Annotated in this window: 9 protein-coding genes; 4 read left to right on the forward strand and 5 right to left on the reverse strand. The window is 63.9% G+C overall.

From position 1 onward, the window contains the following. Positions 1 to 60: 60 nt before the first annotated feature. Entirely contained in the window at positions 61 to 1,380 is a 1,320-nt protein-coding gene (locus H8B03_RS09270; protein ID WP_193141452.1) for an ABC transporter substrate-binding protein, read from the reverse strand. A gap of 360 nt (positions 1,381 to 1,740) precedes the next feature. On the opposite strand from H8B03_RS09270, the gene H8B03_RS09275 reads away from it, so the two are divergent. Next, the gene (locus H8B03_RS09275; RefSeq protein ID WP_193141453.1) at positions 1,741 to 2,865 is read left to right on the forward strand and encodes a cytochrome-c peroxidase; all 1,125 of its coding nucleotides are present in this window, start codon (positions 1,741 to 1,743) and stop codon (positions 2,863 to 2,865) included. Between the two features lie 127 nt (positions 2,866 to 2,992). Further along, entirely contained in the window at positions 2,993 to 11,863 is an 8,871-nt protein-coding gene (locus H8B03_RS09280; protein ID WP_193141454.1) for a calcium-binding protein, read from the forward strand. A 66-nt stretch (positions 11,864 to 11,929) separates the two neighbouring features. Here the strand turns inward: H8B03_RS09280 and H8B03_RS09285 are convergent, their stop codons facing one another. Then, positions 11,930 to 13,234 (reverse strand): replication initiation protein, encoded by a 1,305-nt coding sequence (locus H8B03_RS09285; protein WP_193141455.1) that lies wholly within the window; start codon positions 13,232 to 13,234, stop codon positions 11,930 to 11,932. Between the two features lie 582 nt (positions 13,235 to 13,816). Here H8B03_RS09285 and H8B03_RS09290 point away from each other — a divergent pair. Together H8B03_RS09290 and H8B03_RS09295 are read left to right on the forward strand one after the other, a co-directional pair. After that, entirely contained in the window at positions 13,817 to 15,205 is a 1,389-nt protein-coding gene (locus H8B03_RS09290) for an AAA family ATPase (protein WP_193141456.1), read from the forward strand. Positions 15,206 to 15,208: 3 nt separating this feature from the next. After that, on the forward strand, positions 15,209 to 16,327 hold the full coding sequence (locus tag H8B03_RS09295; protein WP_193141457.1) for a ParB/RepB/Spo0J family partition protein: 1,119 nt from the start codon (positions 15,209 to 15,211) through the stop codon (positions 16,325 to 16,327). 762 nt (positions 16,328 to 17,089) lie between these two features. Here H8B03_RS09295 and H8B03_RS09300 read toward each other — a convergent pair. From H8B03_RS09300 to H8B03_RS09310, 3 genes are all read right to left on the reverse strand, one after another. Then, positions 17,090 to 18,145, reverse strand: a complete 1,056-nt coding sequence (locus tag H8B03_RS09300) for a glycine betaine/L-proline ABC transporter ATP-binding protein (protein ID WP_193141458.1) — start codon at positions 18,143 to 18,145, stop codon at positions 17,090 to 17,092. A 7-nt stretch (positions 18,146 to 18,152) separates the two neighbouring features. Further along, complete coding sequence (locus tag H8B03_RS09305; RefSeq protein ID WP_193141459.1) at positions 18,153 to 19,196, reverse strand: proline/glycine betaine ABC transporter permease; 1,044 nt, start codon at positions 19,194 to 19,196, stop codon at positions 18,153 to 18,155. 94 nt (positions 19,197 to 19,290) lie between these two features. Then, positions 19,291 to 20,262, reverse strand: coding sequence for a glycine betaine ABC transporter substrate-binding protein (locus H8B03_RS09310; protein ID WP_193141460.1), 972 nt, complete (start codon positions 20,260 to 20,262; stop codon positions 19,291 to 19,293). Positions 20,263 to 20,335: the final 73 nt, after the last annotated feature.

Genomic DNA, 20,335 nt, shown 5'->3' on the forward strand with positions numbered 1-20,335 from the left:
CGGCGCAAGATGCCGAAGGACGTGTCGGAAGCAGGCCGAAGCCTGCTTCCGGGTCTGGCGTCAGAGCTTGCCTTCGTCCTCGAAGACCTCGGTCCAGTCTTCGATCAGCAGGTCAAGCGCCTCTTGCGCGGTGCCCTGATCGGCCACCACATAGTCGTGGATACGCTTCTGCATCGCCAGCAGCAGTTCGGCATAGGCCGGCTCCTGCCAGAAGTCCTGAACCGCACTCATCGCTTCCAGGAAATCGCCGGCAAACGGCTGGCTTTCCACGAAACCGGGGTCGTTCAGCACGGAATTGTGGGCCGAATATCCGCCCAGTTCCCACCACTTGGCCTGAACCTCGGGCTGTGCGAACCACTGGATGTACTCCAGCGCCGCATCCTTCTTTTCGGAATAGGACACCACAGAAATGCCCTGCCCGCCCAGCGTCGACCCGGCCTGGTTCTGCGGCGGGTTGACGAAGAAGTCGATCTTGTCGCCGCCGGTGTTGGGATCGGCATACAAGCCGGGGAAGAAGGCGAACCAGTTCATCGCCATCGCGACCTGGCCCGATTTGAACGCATCCAGGCTCTCGCCCATGTACGAGTTGGTATAGCCCGGCGGTGTCGCGGTTTCGTAGAACTCCTTGTAGAATTCCAGCGCCTCGACGGCCTCGGGTGAGTTTACCGCCCCTTCCATGTCATAGGATCCCGGCGTGTTCTCGTACTTGAAACCCCAGGGATACAGCGCCCCGGTGACGCCCATGGTGATCCCTTCCGAGCCGCGCTCGGTGAAGATCGCCGCGCCATAGACCTTCTTGCCGTCGATCTCGCGGCCCTGGAAGAACTGCGCAATCTCCAGCAATTCCTTCTGCGACTTCGGTTCGCCCAGCTCGCGGCCCGTGGCATCCTGGAAGGCGGCGCGGATGTCGTCGCGCGCAAACCAGTCCTTGCGATAGAACCAGCCGTTGGCATCGCCCATGGCGGGCAGCGCATAGTAGTTCGGCGTGCCCTTGGGCCAGGTCGAATAGGCGTAAACGGTGGCCGGCGCGAAATCGTCCATCGAAATGCCATTGGCATCGAAGAAGTCGTTCAGCTTGACGTAGTGCCCGTTCTCGGCCCCGCCGCCGATCCACTGGCTGTCGCCGATCAGAAGGTCACACAGCTTGCCGCCCGAGTTCAGCTCGTTCAGCATCCGGTCCGCGAAATTCGGCCAGGGGACGAATTCGAAATTCATGGTGTGGCCGGACTCGGCCTCGAATTCCTTGGACAGCTCCACCAGCGCGTTGGCCGGGTCCCATGCCGCCCAGCACAAGGTTAGATCATCGGCTTGTGCAAGCGTCGTGATCGAGGATGTGCACAGCGCAATCGCGCTGGCCGAAACCAGTTTCTTGTAAGACATCCATTCCTCCCCATTTTTTTCTCGCCGGCGACCGTGGATGGCGAATCGCTGGATAGGTTTACGGTACGAGAGGGTGCTCCGATCCGTAAAGAAAAATTTGAGGTTCGTACCTCAGAAACAGGTTTGCCACTGTTTTCTTTTTATTTCTCATCTTTCCGCGCAACCCGTGCAAACCGTCGGTCCAGCCCGGATTGACCCCAGCGACCACTTCGCAGGCGGCGTGAGTCGCGCGGTTTCTCCCCTTGGGATCACATCCCTCCCGGCCCTCAGTCATGCCCGCCATGACTAACTTGATCGGGATCAAGGACACCGCTCTACTGCCTGCTAGGAAACACCCGTCCCAGAAAAGAAGTCTTTGCCATGCGCCTTTCCATTGTTCTGTGTTCCCTGTTGCTCGCCCCCCTCGCCCATGCCGACACCCCGGTACCAACCACCCGAGAGGCGCTTGGCGAACTGTTGTTCTTCGATGAAAGCCTGTCGTTCAATCGCACCCAGTCCTGTTCCACCTGCCACGATCCGGACAGCGGCTTTGCCGATCCGCGCGGCATGGCCTCGACCGGCGACGACGGTGTGTCGCTGGGCGATCGCAACGCACCCACCGTGACCTATGCGGCGCTGCGCCCCGGTTTTCATCGCAACGAGGCCGGCGATTGGGTCGGCGGCCAATTCTGGGATGGCCGCGCGCCGGAGTTGGAGGATCAGGCCGGCGGCCCGCCCCTGAACCCGGCCGAAATGGGCATGCCCGACACTGCCGCCGTACTGGCCCGTCTGCTGGAAAACCCGGTCTACACGCAGGCCTTCCCGGCCCTCTTCGGCCCCGGTACCCTGGACGATCCCGACACCGGCTATGCGGCCATGACGCAAGCCATCGCCGCCTTCGAACGCACGCCCCGGTTTGCGCCCTTCGACAGCAAGTACGACCGCTTCCTGCGCGGCGAGGCGGACCTGACCGACATGGAAGAACTGGGCCGCGTGCTGTTCTTCTCGCCGCAGTTCACCAATTGCGACCAGTGCCACAAGATCGGCCTCAGCGCGGCGGACCAGCAAGAGGTGTTCACCAACCACGAATACTTCAACATCGGCGTGCCGGTGAATGTGGCCCTGCGCGCGATGAACGGCGTCGATCCGGCCAAGCTTGACATCGGGCTGGCCGAAAACCCCCTGGTCACCGATCCGCAGGCCATGGGCAAATACAAGGTGCCGACCCTGCGCAACGTGGCCGTCACCGGCCCTTACATGCACAACGGCATCTTCAAGGACCTGCGCACCGTTGTGCTGTTCTACAACACCTACAACACCGTTTCGGACGCGCGGAAGATCAACCCCGAAACCGGCAACCCTTTCGGCCCGCCGTCGGTGCCCGACACGCTGGCCCTGGAAGAACTGACCCACGGGCCCGCCCTGAAGGACATGCGCATCGACGCCATCGTCGCCTTCCTGAAGACCCTGACCGACGCCCGCTACGAACACCTGCTGGAAGACTGACGCCCGGGGCAATGCCGGATCGCCTCACTCCGCGGGGGTCAATTACCATGTATTGAAGACCCCGATTATGGTTATCTGATTTGGCTCGACACCGGGCCATCGCGTTTAATCATGAAAGGGGCCCTTCATGGTCGTCAAGAATACGTCGCTGGAATTCAGAACCGCGAACCAGTCGCTCTGGGCCCCCGGACAGGCGCGGGAATTCCGCATCTCCACCGGCGATCTGCTGATCTATACCGCCCCGGAACTGACCGAATCCTTCGACTTCGATATCTGGGTCGCGGGCGTTTCGGGCGAAGCCTACATGAATTTCATGGTCGGGCTGGAGGCTTATGCCGAACTCGTCGATGCGGGCCACTTCAATGCCAGCTACGACATCGACGTGGCGGTGGAATATACACCGGGCGTGAATGTTTCGCTGACCCAGACCACCACCACCCCGGCCAGCGCCAGTTTCGACCTGACCAAATGGACGGTGCGCACGGCGCAAATCGACAGCAAGGGGTTCAGTGGCAGCCCCGGTGCCGGGCTGGATTTCATCCTGGAGATCGAACTGGGCTTTCGCGATATCCAGTGGTTTGCCTTCGGCGCGTCGGGCGAAGAAGACGATTTCAAGCTTATCGATATCGAAGAACGCGTCCCGATCATCGAGATCAAGCCCGAGTTCGAAATTTCGGGCCAGCTTTATCCGGGGATCGAGGTCTTTGCCCGCCTGCCCACCGGCGCCGACACGTTCGGCAACAGTTTCGGCAGCAGCCTTGTATCCGGCTCGGGGTTCTCGGACACCAAGTTTCTGGAACTGAACGTCGATGTGGACGAGCTGTTTCTGGAACTGGCCGGCAAGCTGCCCCCCCCCGTCGGGCCGATCATCAGCAAGGTCGGCGACGTGGTGTTCTTTGACGAAACCTTCGATCTGGCCGACTACATTCCTTACGTCCCGCGCGGCAAGTTCGAGCTTTCGGCGACGGTTCTGGACATCGATGCCAACGCCGGCACCGTGCTGACCGAGGATGTGGCGCTGGATATCGGCGGCGGCGACGCCACGCCGGATGTGCGCGTGGTGCTGCGTTCGGACGCGGGCACGCCGACGGATTTCAGCGATGACGTGGTCACCCAGACAACGCTGGGCAATGTCGCGCAAGTGGACCTGCCGCGTTCCAGCCAGTTGGGGCCTGATGGCACCGCCGTGGTGACGGTCACCGGCTATTACGACCTGACCGATGTGCAGTATTCCCATTCGGTCGGGCTGGGCATCGACGCCGCCCTGACCATCCGTGCGCTGCAAGCCGAATTCGGCGGCGCCTGGGTGTCCGACGATCTGGCCTTCAGCTTTGGCCCGCTTCTGGACCTGACCTTTCCCGAAGGCGGCTTTCAGGCCAAGCTGTTCGATTTCTACAACGACAAGTTTGCCCTGCCGACCGGCAGTTACGCGACGGCCCCCGGCAATGGCACCGACCCCGGCACATGGGGCTACAGCGCCGGGTCCTTCAACCGCGAGACCGACAGCTACGAAGTCTTCGTCACCGACGATTCCCCCGCCGGATGGGACCCCGAAGCCCCTAATGCCGCGCAGCGGGTCTATGAATACAAGGCCGCCGTCACGCAAAACGTGGCCAGTGCGGTTGCCACCTTCGGGCACCTGTGGGGCAACGATCCCAACCAGGATGTCCGGAATGTGTTGGCCGGGTTCAACAATCCCGCACCGGGCACGTCGGATGTCACCCGGGTTTGGCTGGGCAATGTCTCGGCCGACGTAACCCTGACCACAAACAACACCTACACCGTTGTCGATGTGTCCGGAAACACCGTGGTCAACGATGTTTTGGGTGCGACGGTTTCGGTGGACGACGGCACCCCCGGCTTTTCCGACGCGCTTCTTGATATCGACCCCAACAGCACCACCGATCCCACGTTCATCTACGCAAACGCCTCGATCGACCACAAGGTCGCCCTGTTGAACGGCATCGCGAACTCGACCTATGTGGCCTATCAATATACCCCCGGGAATGAAGACAATATCCTGAAGAACCAGCGCACTGCGCAGGTTCAGGGCAGCACCAACGGCGACGTGATGGTGATGCGCGACAGCCAGGGCATGTATTTCGATGGCGGGGGAGAGACGCGCGGAGTTTTTGGCGACGTCGTCGTGGGCGATGTTTTCATTGCGGATTTCAAGCACATCTTTCCCAACACCGCGATCAGCTTCGACAGCACCGAGGCCAATTACGCAAGCGGCGTGGAAGTGGCCGGCAGCGTGACCCTGCGAGACATCGAAGCCTTCGTCCTGCGCACCGGCGATCAGGACGACTTCCTGTCGGGCGGCCTGTACGAAGACTGGTTCGAAGCGTCGGGCGGCAATGATTTCATCCAGCTCTCGCCGGATCTGGCCAAGGACTATGTATTTGGCGGGGCGGATGACGACGTCATCTACTACAGTTTCGACATCGAAGACCGCAGTCAGCATACGGCACTGTCGGACGCGGTGTTCGGCGGAACCGGGTTTGATATCGGCGTCTTCAAGGCCACCGACATCAATCGCACCAGCGCCGCGCCGGAAAACGTGGCGACCGAGATCAACCTGACCCTGGTGGTGGACGGCAATACCGAAGCCTATGCCACGGCACGCCAGTCGGTGCGCGCGATGTTCGACGTGCTTGAGGTTCACGACGGCGGCAGTTTCGGCGATGTCCGGATCAAGAACACCCCGCTGAACATCGACGCGTCGCTGACCAACCCGGCGGATCAGGACTTCCTGCGCTACGGCAAACTGGGATTCAGCGTTGGCGCGGATTTCTACTCGGATGTCGAGGCCATCGACGTGATAGGCTCGGATTTCTCCGAGGACACGGTGCTTTACACCGGCGGGCTGCAGTATTTTGGCGGCGACGGCGAGTGGAGACCCGACCGCCAGATGCAAGACGCCCTGCTGGCCGATTTCGGGGCTTACGCAGCCCGCAAGGGCGTCACCACCGGCGTTTATCTGGTGGCCGCCAACCGGCTGGATCAGACCGGCGCCAACCAGGTTCTGACCTTCGGCGACACGGTCATTGACGGGTTTGAACGGATCGTGGCCATTGGCACCGACCAGGCCGACCATTTCCTTGGCGGGCGCTACAGCGACGGCTTTGACGGCGGCGCAGGCAATGACCTGATCAACGGCGGCGAGTTCGATCCCTTCAACGGCATGGTCTTCGATCTGCGCGGCTTTCTGACCCCCGGCACCATCACCCAGGAACGCGACGACCTGTCAGGCGGTGATGGCGATGACATCTTCTTCTGGTCCGACGATGGCGCCGATATCCTGCACGGCGACGCCGGGCAGGACTGGCTGATCGTCGCGGCCGAGGCCGGATCGCAGGGTTTGGAATACGGGCTCTACACCCCCACCGCCATCACCACCGCGACCCCCACGCGCGAGGTGTTCGACGCCACCGCCTCGGCCGATGACATCGAACGGGCGATGGGGCTGCTGGCGGATTTCATCGTCCCCGTCGCGGGCCAGACCCTGACGCTGGGCCGGGGAATGCGCTTTGGCGACACGCTGGGCTTTCCCGGAAACGATCCCTTCCTCAGCTACCATGGCATCGAGCATGTCAATGTCACCGGCAGCGACTCTGCCTCGGACCTGATCTTCTACGAAGGCGGGGCCACCTATGACGCGGGTGGCGAGGGCAGCGGTCCCGGCGATGTGTTCGCCGCCGATTTCTCGGCCCAGCAGGTGGGCATCGACCTGGCCTTCGGCGCCGAGAACGCCGCCGGGGTGACCCTGGCCAACGGCGTCTTCCTGCGCGGCTTCGAACGCGGCATCGTCAAGGCGGGCAGCGGCAACGACCGCCTCAAGGGCGGCGCGCTTGAAGACCGCCTGTTCGGCGGCGACGGTGCCGACATCATCCAGGGCGGCGACGGCGACGACCGCATCTATGGCGAGGCCGGCGACGACCTGCTGTTCTGGGACGGCAACGGCTCGGACTTCATCAGCGGCGGCGACGGGCTGGATCACCTGGTCATGGGCGGGCGTGGCGAAGGGCTGAAATGGTCGCTGTTTGACGCCAGCTTCACCGCCCTGGGCACCGGCAACCTGGGCGCCGGGGCAACCCGCGCCGAACTGGATACGGCGCTGGACAACCTGCCGCTGGCCGAGTTGATGGTGGCCCGCTCGCACGGGGAATCGCTGCTCTATCAAGAGATCGAGGCGGTCAACGTGGCCGGCGCGCACGATCACGATGATCTGGTGCTCTATCAGAACGGGCTCATCAACTACGGCGGCGATCAGGCCGGGGACGCCGATCTGTTCGCCGCCGATCTCAGTGCCGAGACCGCCGATCTGACCCTCTATGCCGACAGCGACCAGAATGCCGGGGATGCCGCCGCAGATGGCACGCAGGCCTTTGACGAAGACGGCAATTTCACCGGGTTTTCCGGCGTGCAGGACATCGGCAACGGCACCTATGTCGGCGGGTTCGAACGGCTGCATGTGCGCACCGGCAGCGGCAATGACACGGTGTTCGGCGGCGCATTGGCCGACAGCATCGACACCGGCGATGGCGATGACATCGTCGATCTGGGCACCGGCGGCACGCAGGCCACGCCGGACCGGGCCAACACCGGGCTGGGCGATGACGTCATCACCTATCGCGGCGGGGTTGCGGATGTGGACGGCGGCAGTTCCGGGGGCGACTATGACATTCTGAATACTGAGGCCACCACCGGCGCGCTCAGCTTCGCCATCCTCGATCAGGCCGGCACCCGGATCGGCGCCACCCTGACCGGCGCCTCCACCAGCCGTGCCGATCTGACGGCCATGTTCGCCGCCAATCCGTCCTTCGCGGCGGGGCTGACCCTCAGCGACGGCACCAACACCCTGACCTATCGCAACATCGAGGAAATGCTGATCCAGGGCTCGGATCAGGATGATTTCCTTGTCGCCCCCCTGCGCAACGGCAACCTCTTCGGCAATGGCGGCGACGACATCCTCGTCTCCAGCCTTGGCATCGACATCATGGTCGGCGGTGACGGGCTGGACACCTACGCCTTCCGCTCCGGCGATGGCGCCGACTTCATTGCCCGCGAGACCCATCAGGGCGCGCGCATCTACTTCGACAATGTCGCGCGCGGCGATGTCACCTTCGCGCGCACCGGCACCGACGATCTGGCGCTGACCGAAACCGGCGGCAGCATTCCGACGCTGGTGATTTACGACTATTTCGCCACCGGCGGACGCGGGCTGGATTTCGAATACGATTTCACCGACTTCACCGGACGCATCGACCTGTCACATCTGGGCGGCGCCATCGTCACCCCGGCTGCGGCGGGCACCACCGCCACCGGCACCCCGGGCGATGACGACCTCGGCGCACAAGGCTCGGCGCTGGCCGACAACCTGACCGGGGCTGCGGGCGACGACTTCTTCAACGGCAGCGCCGGGGCCGACCTGCTGAACGGCGGCGCGGGCGCGGATTCGGTGTCCTACAACGCCTTGGGCGGCACTTCGGGCGTCTCCGTGGACCTGATCTATCGCGCCGGGTCGCGGGGCATTGCGGATGGCGAGATCCTCGTCAGCATCGAAAACCTGTTCGGCACCGACAACGGCGACACCCTGCTGGGCGACCGCGCCGCCAATATCTTCTTCGGGGCCGATGGTAACGATACTTTGGCCGGCCGTCAGGGGGCCGACCTGCTGTCCGGAGACGAAGGCAACGACACGCTTTATGGCGATGAAGGCCGCGACCAGCTTTACGGCGACGAAGGCGATGACGTTCTGGAGGGCGGCGACGAAAACGACTACTTGGACGGCGGCGATGGCAATGACATCCTGCGCGGCGGCACTGGCGACGACACGCTGATCGGCGGCGCGGGCAATGACCACGGCTTCGGCGGCGCCGGAGAAGACACCTATGTCTACGGCGGCGACGATTTCACCGACACCCAGGAAGGCATCGACCTCAAGAACGGCGTTGACAGCTTCGACGGCGGCGGCGACTTGGATCTTGCCGATTTTTCACCCTTCGAACATGCCATCCGCGTGACCCAGGGCTTCGGCACCGCCGACGGCATCCGCACCGATCGGGACACCACCATCACCGGGGCGCTGGACGAAGAGATCCTGACAGTCTCCAACACCGAGCAATTCGTCGGCAGCGCTTTCGATGACCGGTTCGAGATCACCGGCGACGGGCTGACGCTGGGCGGCGGCGCGGGCGACGATCTGTTCGTGCTGGGCGCGGGAAGCCAGACGGTGTTCGGCGGTGCCGGGCGTGACACGCTCGACCTCTCCGCCCCCACCGCAGCCGCGCAGGGGATCAGCGTCGATCTGTCCGCCGGACTGGTGATCGACCAGACCGGGGATACTGACACCATCAGTGGCATCGAACGCATCATCGCCACCGCCTTCGACGACTCGCTCACCGGCGATGCGGGCGACACGATCTTTATTGACGGCGACGGGTCCGACACCGTCAACGCGGGCGACGGCAATGATGAAGTCGTGGCCGGTCTGGATGGCAGCGACGACACCTATCACGGCGGCAACGGTTTCGATCTGCTGAACTACACCGGGGCCACCACCAACATGTTTGTCGACCTGCTGTTCGACGTGGCCGAGGATACCAACAGCACCCAGGTCGGCATCGACACCATCAGCGGCTTCGATGCCGTCCGCACTGGATCGGGCGATGACGAGGTCTATGGCCACACCGGCGTGAATCACATCCACGGCGGCGGCGGCAACGACCGCCTGCTGGGCGACTTCGGCAACGACATAATCACCGGCGGCGGCGGCGACGACGATCTGTTCGGCGATCTGGAAAGCGCCGATCCGCAGGACGGGTTCGACATCGTCGACTATTCCACGGCGACACAATCCATCACCGTCTCGCTCACCGCCACCGGCGGCACCGCCACGGGCGCCGACATCGGCACCGACACCCTGACCGGGTTCGAGGCGGTGGTCAGCGGGCTGGCGTCCGACAGCCTGACCGGCGACAGCGCCGACCAGACCTTCTTCATCGCGGGCGCCGCCGGGCAAGGCGGGTTCGACCTGATCGACGGCGCGGGCGGCATCGACACCGCCGATTTCTCGCGCTTCGGGGCAGCGGTGGAACTGGACCTCGCCGCGGCCATCGAAGTGCGCACCCGCGACGCCGCGACCCTCGATCCGACGCTTGGCCCGCTGCGCAACCTCGCCGATCTGACGGGTATCGAGATTGTCGTGCTGACCGATCACGCCGACGCCCTGCGCGGCACCGCAGCCGACGACACGCTGGACGGCAGCGGCGGCGACGACTTCCTGACAGGCCGCGACGGCGCCGACATCCTGCGCGGCGGCGATGGCCGCGACACCGCCGATTACAGCCTTGAGACCGGCGGCGCCGGGGTGCTGGTGGATCTTTCCGGCGCGGCGGGACTGGTGACCGGGCAAACCGGCCCGCTGGCCCGCGACAGCCACGGCAACATCGACCGGCTGGATTCGATCGAATCCGCCATCGGCACCGACCAGACCGACCGCCTGTTCGGCACCACCGGCGACAATGTCTTCTTCGGCGGTGCCGGGGATGACGAGATCTACGGCATCGCCGGCACCAACCTTCTGTCCGGCGGCACCGGGGCCGACATGCTGTTCGGCGGCACCGAAATCGACGCGCTCAGCGGCGGCGATGACGACGACATGCTGTTTGGCGGCAAGGGCGATGACAAGCTCAATGGCGGCGCCGGCAACGACCAGATCTTCGTCGACAGCGCCGGCGACGTGGTGGACGGCGGCACCGGCACCGACCGGGTCCGCTTCGAGACCACGCTCGGGCTGGCGCTGAACCTCGCGCTCTGGAATTCGGTCGAGGAGGTTTCGGCCGAAGCCGGCGACGACACGCTCGACGGCGCATCCGTCCTCACCGCGCTCACCCTCTTCGGGCGCGAGGGCAACGACACGATCTCGGGCGGCTTTGCCAACGATCTGCTGTTCGGCGGTTCGGGCAACGACACGATCACGGGCGGGGCCTCCACCGACCAGCTGTTCGGCGGCTCGGGCGCCGACCGGATGGATGGCGGCGACGAATCCGACTTCTATGTCATCGACGGGTTCGACACGATCACCGACAGCGGCACGCGCGGCTTCGACAAGGCCCAGATCAACGACGCCGGCGGCACCTCGGTCACCCTCACCGGCTGGAGCGGGGTCGAGCGGATCAACGGCTTCACCGGCGACGACACCATAGACGGCTCCAGCCAAACCACCGGCCTGCTGCTGTTCGGCGACGATGGCGACGACACCCTGACCGGCGGGGCGGGCAATGACGTGCTGATCGGCGGCAACGGCGACGACACCCTGTCGGGCATGGGCGGCAACGACGTGCTGCTGGGCAACGCGGGCAATGACACTTTCGACGGCGGCGCCGGCAACGACATCCTTTACATCGGCGAGAACGGCGACGTGGTGTTCGACGGCGGCGCGGGCTTCGACAAGGCCGTGGTCTCCAACGCCGCGGGCCTGACGCTGTCGGTTGGCAGCTGGGCCGGGGTCGAACGCATCAACGGGCTGACCGGCAATGACACCATCGACGCCACCGGGCTGGCCACCGGGGTGACCATCGCCTCGGGCGCGGGCAATGACGTTGTGACCGGCGGTTCGGCGGGCGATGTGATCTTTGCCGGTACCGGCAATGACACGCTGCTGGGCGCGGGCGGGGCCGATGCGCTGATCGGGGCGGCGGGCAACGACCGGCTGGACGGCGGCGCGGGCGGGGATTTCTACCTTGGCGGCGCCGGATCCGACAGTTTCGCCTGGTCCGACGGCTTTGGCCGTGACGTGGTCAAGGATTACACCGATGGCCTCGACCGGCTGGATTTCACCACCCACAGCGGCGTCACCAAACTGGCCGACCTGTCCATCAGCCAATCGGGCGCCCATGTGATCATGACCCTCAGCGCCGGGGGTGCCGACCAGATCACGCTGGCCGATACCCTGGCCACCGTACTGACCGCTTCGGACTTCGATTTCGTCTGAGGCCCCTGCCCTGCCGAACTTCCCCGCGCGGGCCCAACCGGGTCCGCCGGGGGCCCCTGCCCCGCGTCAGATCTCGGGCAGATCCGCGAAGATGTCCGGCTCCAACTCTTCCCAGAAGGCACAGATCGCGCGGGCGTTCAGCGCCGAGGCCCAGCCGTGCCGGGTGAAGTCCTCACGCTCCAGCGGGTCCTTCACCGCCGACAGGAACAACCGCTTGTCCGCGTCCCGCTGGGTCGGCCGCCGCGCCTCGGCCACCTCGCGCACGCGGGCCATCCGCACCGCCCTTGCCTTGCGCTCTCCCGCCACCGCCGCCTCCCGCGCCTCCTGCGCGGCGGCGCGGATCTCGGTCTCGATCTGCCGCTGGGCGGCGGCCTGCATCACCTCGGGCGCCACCGGTGCCGGCGCGGTCTCTGCCTCTTCGGTTGCCCCGAACCCTTGCCGGATCGCCGCCGACAAATACCGCACAGGGCTTTTCACCCCGGACTGCCGCCCCACATAGTCCAGCTTCTCGGCCACATAGGCCTCGCCATGCTCGCCGATCCATTGCCGCGCCAGACGATCGCTGACCCCCAGCGCGCTCAATCGGTCGTAGACCCCGCTCTGACGCAGCCCGGCGCCATCGTCCATATCCAGCATCGCCAGTTGCGGGTTGTCCTTGATCCGGAACCGAATGGCCGAGACCGCCCGCCCCATCTTTCGCGTCTCCGGTTCCAGCAGGATGTTCGAGGTCCGGTTCACCTCCGCCACCGCCGGTTTGATGATCTTGGCGTTCAGATGCTTGAACACCTCATAGTAGCTCGACCCTTCCACCCCCATCAGCCGCCGGAACAGATCCAGATCCCACCAGCCGGTGCTGCCGGTGCGCACGAAGCGATAGCAATTCTCGTACAGGGCCAGCGCATGGCCGCTGGTGAACCGCCGCTGGATGTTCAGGTTGATCAGGGCAAAGACCTTGGGATCATGCAGCTTGGCCGCCAGCGCCGGGGAATAGGCGTATTCGCAGACCCCGCCTTTCAGCTTGGCATAGCTCAGCAGCGCCGAGACCCCCCACTCATGCTCGCCATCCTCGCCCAGCATGTCCCATTCCGCCACCGTTTCGGCCAGCCCCCGCAGCGAGGTTTTCAGCGTGTCCATGTCGTTGGAATTGTACCCGATCATCAGGCACAGGGTCCGCGCGTCGATCTTGTGGGTGGGTTGGCTGGCCAGGGCGTCATAGGCGTTCAGCAGCAGCACATTGGACAGCTTGCGCTGCAACAGCGTCAGCTTGCCCGACACGTGGATCGCGGCCACGTTTTTCTTTACCGAGTCCCGCCGCAGCGGTCCGGTCAGCTTGTCGCGTGGGATCTCTCCCGCCATGGTCTCGTGGGACATGGTCGTGATCCTGCCTGGAATATGCCTCATCTGCGGTCTGTGCCGCTTGGTCGAAACCGTGGCACAGAAGGTGCCCGAACTCAAGAATTTCAAAGGTACCCTTCTACGGGAGAGGTTTCAGACCGTCCTGCAAACAGGCACCTTCAGCCCCCCTGCCCCGCTGCCACAGCCCACAACGCGACCTCCTGCCCGCCTGCTGACCTTCTAATCCGGGCCAAATCCGCCAATCCTGTGTGCAGACCCCCATTGGCCCGCAAACATATCCCCGTTGTCCCGAAGACAGGCCCCCCTGCCCCCGTATCGCGGCACCCTTCATCCCGTATATGGCAACCCAAAGCCATGTAATGTATTGTTATTACGTCTTTTTCTTGTCCCAAATACCCTAAAGACCTGAAAGATTCCTACAAGCTATAAGGAGGGTGGCTTGCGTTGATTTTTCTTTGAAAATAGGGGTTTCGCGGCGAAACCTGCACCAGAATTCCCAATGTGCGGCCCTTCATCGGGAATTCACACAGCCCATGCGATGTGCGATAGTCACCGAAAATCACAATAATCCGAGCACATCTTCATACAGGCGCACCCATGTCGAAAAAATCAGAACTCCCGCCCCCACCCTATTTCAACCTCGATCCCCAGGCAGCGGCCGCCCGTCTTCCGCACCCCAGCGACACCGCCCGATTCGCCAAGGCCGCCGCTTTCGCCGCCCGCGGGCGCGAGGATCTGGCCAAGCGCGGCTATGCTCCCGACGGCCGCAAACGCCTGCGCAAGTTCTCCACCTGGGAGATCTGCCGCTACTTGATCCCGGTGGCCCCGGCGCATTTGCGGCGGGTGCTGAAGCAGAACCCCGACCTGCCCCAGGGCGAAGGCGCTGGCGGCTCGAAATGGTTCACCCTGGAAGAGGTCATGACCCTGCGCGGCCATTTCGCCGAGGGCGGTATTTCAACCAAGGAATACAAGCCCTACCGCCCCGAAGGCCTGCCCGCCAAGATCGTCGCGGTGGCCAACTTCAAGGGCGGCGTCGGCAAAACCTCAACGGCGGCGCATCTGGCGATGTCGGCAGCCCTGGACGGTTACCGGGTGCTGGTGGTGGATCTGGACAGCCAGGGCTCGATGACCTCGATCATGGGCGGCCAGGTCGAGGATGAATGGAAAACCGTCTTTCCGCTGATCGCCAAGGACTATGCCCGCCAGGTGCAGGAGGAGAACCTCGTGCGCACCGCCTCGGGTCAGGACCCCCTGCCCCTGGACGAGACCCTGACAGCGGCTCTGGACACCCATGCCGCCGACATCGTGCAGCCGACCCATTGGCCCAACATCGACCTGATCGGCGCGCAGCTGAACCTTTACTGGGCCGAGTTCCAGATCCCGGTCTGGCGCATGGCCCTGCGTCGCTGGGCGCTGTGGGACGCGCTGACGAATTTCCTGGAAGACGAGGATCTGCTGAACCAATACGATGTCATCCTTCTGGATACGCCGCCCGCCCTTGGCTATTTGACCATCAACGCGCTGGCGGCGGCCGATATCCTGCTGGTGCCGCTGGGGGCGTCCTTCCTTGAGTTCGACAGCACCGGGCGTTTCTTCGACATGCTTTATTCCACCTTCGCCTCGATCGAGGACGGCGAAAACAACGTGCGACGGGCTGCCGGACTGGATGAGGTCAAGTTCGAATGGGATGTGGTGCGCACGCTGATCACTCGGTTCGACGCCAACCAGCAGACCGATCTGGCGAATGTGATCCAGGCCTATTTCGGCGATTTCATGAACGCCCACCGGCAGGAGTTTACGGCGCTGGTCGGTCAGGCCGGTGAACAGGTGAACGGCATCTACGAGGCCGATTACCGCGAGTTCAACCGCGAGACCTATGTGCGGGGCCGCGAGGCGTTTGACCGGACCTATGCCGAACTGAAAGAGATATTGATCGGATCGTGGTGGCGTGACGCGCAGATGGCGCAGTCGGAAGCGGCGGAGTAACCCATGGCCAAGCGCAGAAAACTGACCGCGCCCTCGGCCGAGGAGTTGCACGCCATCGAAGAGGGTTTCGCCGCGAAACCCTCGGGTCTGTCGGCGGCGGGGCCGTCGGGCATGATGCCGCCCATCGCCCAGGTCGCCGCCGAAGCTGCGGCCCTGACGCCGACGCCGACCATGACCGCCGAGATGCGGGCCGAAGCGGCCAAAGACAAGCGTGACGCCGAACGGTTGCGTGAGGCCGAGGCCGAGGGGCTGATGTTGGTGGAGATCGCCACCGATGACATCGTCGCCGACGAGCTGACCCGCGACCGACTGGTGATGGATGCGGAGGCCATGGGCGAGTTGAAAGCCTCGATCGCGCTGAGCGGGCTGCGGCTGCCCATCGAGGTGTTCGAGATCGCCGATCCGGGTGACGGGCCGGCCTATGGTCTGTTGTCGGGCTATCGCCGTCTGGCCGCCATCCGGGCGCTGGAGTCCGAGACCGGGGCGGCGGGATACCAGACCATCCGTGCCATCCTGCGCCAGCCGCAAAGCGTGGCCGGGGCCTATCTGGCGATGGTCGAGGAGAACGAGATCCGGGCCAGCCTGACGCCTTATGAACGCGGCCGGGTGGCGGTTCTGGCGGTGCAACAGGGGGCCTATGACACGGTCGAGGCGGCGGTGAACGGGTTGTTCCACGCGGCCAGCAAGGCCAAGCGATCGAAGATCCGATCCTTCGCACTGGTCCATGAGGAGTTGGGCGACATGCTGGTCTTTCCCGAGCAACTGTCCGAGCGCGCCGGGCTTCGGCTGGCCAATGCCCTGCGCGGCGGGCTGGCGGGCGAGATCCGCGAGGCGCTGTCGAGCGGGCAGGGCACCGAGGCCGAGGCCGAATGGGCGCTGATGGAGCCGCTGGTGGAGAAGGCCGAGGCCGACACCCAGCCCGGCAAGAAGGGCGGGCGTCCGCGCAAGGCCGCCAGCCCGAAAGCCGATGGGCCGGGGATCTACCGTCTGGACAATGGCATCACGATCCGGCGGGAAAGCGACAGCAAGGGCTATTACATCCGACTGGAAGGCACGACGGTGAACATGGATATGGTCGACGCCGTGATGTTCGAGGTCAAGCGCCTGCTGGAGCCCCGCTAGGGCCAGGGTTTCGCGGCGAAACCTGAAAGGGGAGGGGATGCGGGGGCCAGGCGGCCCCCGTTTTTGTTATGAGCATAATCAAAAAATATAGCACATACAGTTTCAGACCCCCTGAAAGGGCGCGGATTTGGCGTTTGTTCTGAAAACCCTGGTCTGGCCGAATACCGGTCCCATGGCCGAGATGAGGTTGGTCCCGCAAACGGGTGCCTGTGGGGCGTGGGGGCGTCCTGCAAACGGGTCCCTGACAAGGCCGGTCCAAAAATCGGGCAATTGCAGATGTTTGTCGCGGGTTCTTTACCTCGCGCCGATGCGAAACCGTCAAAGGTATCCGTTTTCGGGAAGGGCAGGGGGAAATGCGCGCCGATATCCCGCAGATCGCAGGGAAGGGCGCACATGGTCTGACAGAAAGGACGCTTTTGACCGGGTTTCGCCGCGAAAACCCCAGAAATAGTGGTCATCGCGGGTACAACCACCCGATATATGCGAAATCCGGAAACAGAAAACAGGGCAGGCGAGGGAACCTGCCCTGTCGCGGGCGTGAAGGCACCCGCTTGCAGGAACCTAGGGTGCCCGTTTGCGGGAACAAGACTGGCAGCGGGCTTGTTTGAAAGGTACCCGATTCCGGGATGGCAGCGCCGGGTAAGGCACCCGTTTACGGGGACGGACGTGCGCCACTGCCTGTAGACACGAAAAAGCCCCGGCCAGAGACCGGGGCAGGGGGGCAGCGCCGCTTGCACGGCGCTGCTGAGGTATGGGTGGGACCTAGCGGACGGCGCCGGTGCTGCCCGGTTGGGCCGGCACCAGCGCGCGGACCAGTTCCTTCATGTCGAGGAAGCCCAGGTCCTGGCCATCCTTGCTGACCTTGTAGCACTTGGTGGTGTCGCCCTCGGACATGGAGATCAGCTTTTCGAGGTTGTCATCGGGTTCGACCTCTCCGGCGAAGGTAAGGTCACCTGCCTCGGCCATGGGATGCATGACCGAACGCACGCGCAGCACGCGGGCGCGGTTGATGTCGGACACGAAGTCTTCGATGTAGGGATCGTTGGGGTTGAGCAGGATCTTCTGCGGCTCCCCCTGCTGGACGATATAGCCGTCCTTCAGGATCACCAGATGATCGGCCAGCTTCAGGGCCTCGTCCAGATCGTGGGTGATGAAGACGATGGTCTTGTGCAGCTCTTTCTGAAGTTCGATCAGCAGATCCTGCATGTCGGTGCGGATCAGCGGATCGAGCGCCGAGAACGCCTCGTCCATCAGCATTACCGGACTGTCGGAGGCCAGTGCGCGGGCGATGCCCACCCGCTGCTGCATGCCACCCGACAATTGGTGCGGGTAGTGGCCTTCGTAGCCCGTCAGCCCGACCCGTTCGAGCCACTTCTGGCCCTCGACCTGGGCGGGGGCTTCATTCTCGCCCCGCGTGATGCGGGCCATGGCCGAATTCTGCAGCACCGTGCGGTGCGGCAGCAGGGCGAACTTCTGGAACACCATCGACATCTGTTCCTGACGGAACCGGCGCAGGCGGGTTTCATCGTATTGCAGCACGTCCTCGCCATCGACGAGAACCTCGCCGGCGGTGGGGTCGATCAGCCGGTTGAGGTGCCGGATCAGGGTGGATTTCCCCGAGCCGGACAGCCCCATGATGACGGTGATCTCGCCGGGCTGCATGTCGACGTTGATGTCCTGCAGGCCCAGCACATGGCCGTGGTCTTCCAGCAGTTCGGTTTTGCCCATGCCATTCAGGACAAGGGGCAGGACCGACTGCGGATCGGATCCGAAGATCTTGTACAGGCCCTTGATGGAGACTTTGGGGTCTTGGGTCATCTGGACCTCACGCCTTGGTGGATGCGTTGATGCGGCTGAGCGCCGCCTTGGTGGTGCGGTCCAGGACCACGGCCAGCAGCACGATGCCGAAGCCCGACACAAGGCCGACGCCCAGTTCCAGGTTGCGGATGCCGCGCAGGACCAGAACGCCCAGACCCGGTGCCGAGACCAGCGAGGCGATGACGACCATGGCGAGGCTCATCATGATGGTCTGGTTGACGCCGGCCATGATGTTGGGCAGCGCCAGCGGGATCTGTACCCCCCACAGTTTCTGCCGGTCGGTCATGCCGTAGGCGTCGGCGGCCTCGATCACGTCCTGATCCACAAGACGGATGCCCAGGTCGGTCAGGCGGATCACCGGGACGATGGCATAAAGGATGATGGCGATGCCATAGAGCTTGGATTCCGTTACCGAGAACAGGAAGATCAGCGGGATCAGGTAGACGAAGGTCGGCAACGTCTGCAGCATGTCCAGCACGGGGATGTTGATCTTCTGGAAGGTGTCATGCCGGGCCATCAGGATGCCTATGGGGACCCCTAGGAGCACGCTGATGATGGTGCAGACGAAGATGATGGACAGCGTCTGGATCGCGTAGTCGTAGTGGTCGATGAAGGCGAGAAACAGGAAAGATGCGGCCACGAAGGCGGTGATCGACAGGCTGCGGCAAGCGTAATAGGTCAGGATCAGCAGCGCCGGGATGATGATGAACCAGGGCACCGCCTCGAAAAAGGCGAGCGAGCCGTCCAGCGCCCAGGACAGGGGCTGGGTCAGCGGGTCAAGCACCACCTTGAGCGGATCCTTGATGGCCAGGAAGGCGTTTTCCACGCCGGTGGTCATGTCGCGGGTCTGGGAGATTGCCGGGCAGGCTTCGTGCAGCACGTCGAGCGAGGGAAACGGGGTTTCCAGAAGCGGGGTGGGCGCGGCGTCGGCGTCAGTGTCGCCCGAGGCCTGCGCCAGAAGCTGGGTCATCGACATGGGACCGTCGGTGGCGTCCTTGTCGCACCAGTCGCGCAGACCGAGGCTGTCAATCAGCCCGTCATAGAATGCCATTGGTGATTTGTCCTTTGTTGCGGTCGAAAGGGCCGGGGCAGGGGCCGGGACGGAAGAGGGGCGCCTTTGAGGGCGCCCCTGGTGTCCGGTGGCCTTACTTGATCAGGGCGGCCAGCTTTGCGCGGGCGTCGTCGCTGATCCAGCCCGACCAGACATCGGACTGGGTGGTCAGGAAGTAGACCGCGGCCTCTTCGCTGGAGGCCTGGTTCTCCTCGGCCCAGGCCAGGATCTCGCCCATCTGCGCGTTGGTGAACGACACTTTCGACATCAGGTCATGCAGTTCGGGATGCTTCTCGGCGAAATCGGTGGTGACCACGGTCTTCACCGGACCCACCGGATAGGTGGTCTTTTCGTCGGTCAGGCACTCGGGATCGGCATAGCATTTGAACACGTCGGGCTTGTGCTCGACCCCGAAGTCGACCTTGACCATCGGGTATTTGCCCAGCACCGAGGTCGGCGCCCAGTAGTAGCCCAGCCAGGGTTCCTTGCTTTCGAAGGCGGCCGCGATCGAGGTCGCCATGGTCTCGCCCGAGCCATGCTGGAAGATCTCGATGCCGGCGTCTTCCACGTTCCAGGCGTTGATATGCGCCAGGTTGGTGTTCTTGCAGCCCCAGCCGTCCGGGCACTGGTGGAAGCGGCCGCCGACCAGGTCGGGATTGGCCAGAATGCCTTCGATGGTCGCCAGATCGGGGTGTTCGTCCACAAGGTACTGCGGCACCCACCAGCCTTCGATGCCGCCATCCGACAGCACGTCGGCGATGGTCAGGATCTTGCCCTCGGCCGAAAGGTCGTCATAGGCGGGCGTGCCGTTGATCCACAGTTCGGTCACGATCTCGGGGGTGCCGGTTTCGGCCACCGAGATCAGTGCCGGTGTGGTCGAGGAGGGCACCGTGGTGACCTTGCAGCCATAGCCCTGTTCCATCAGGAACTTCGACACATGGGTCACCACCGCTGAGGAGGCCCAGTTCATTTCGGTAATCGTCACTTCGCCGCAGTCTGCATGGGCCGCGCTGGCCAGCCCGGTTGCAGCAAGCAGGGTAAGCAGGGTTGTCTTGGTTCGGGTCATCAATTTTCCTCTGTTGGATCGTTGCAGTCAGGCATTTGGTGCCTGATTACGTAGGTTCATAAACGACATCATC

Source organism: Meridianimarinicoccus sp. MJW13, assembly GCF_014901205.1.
GTDB lineage: Bacteria > Pseudomonadota > Alphaproteobacteria > Rhodobacterales > Rhodobacteraceae > Meridianimarinicoccus.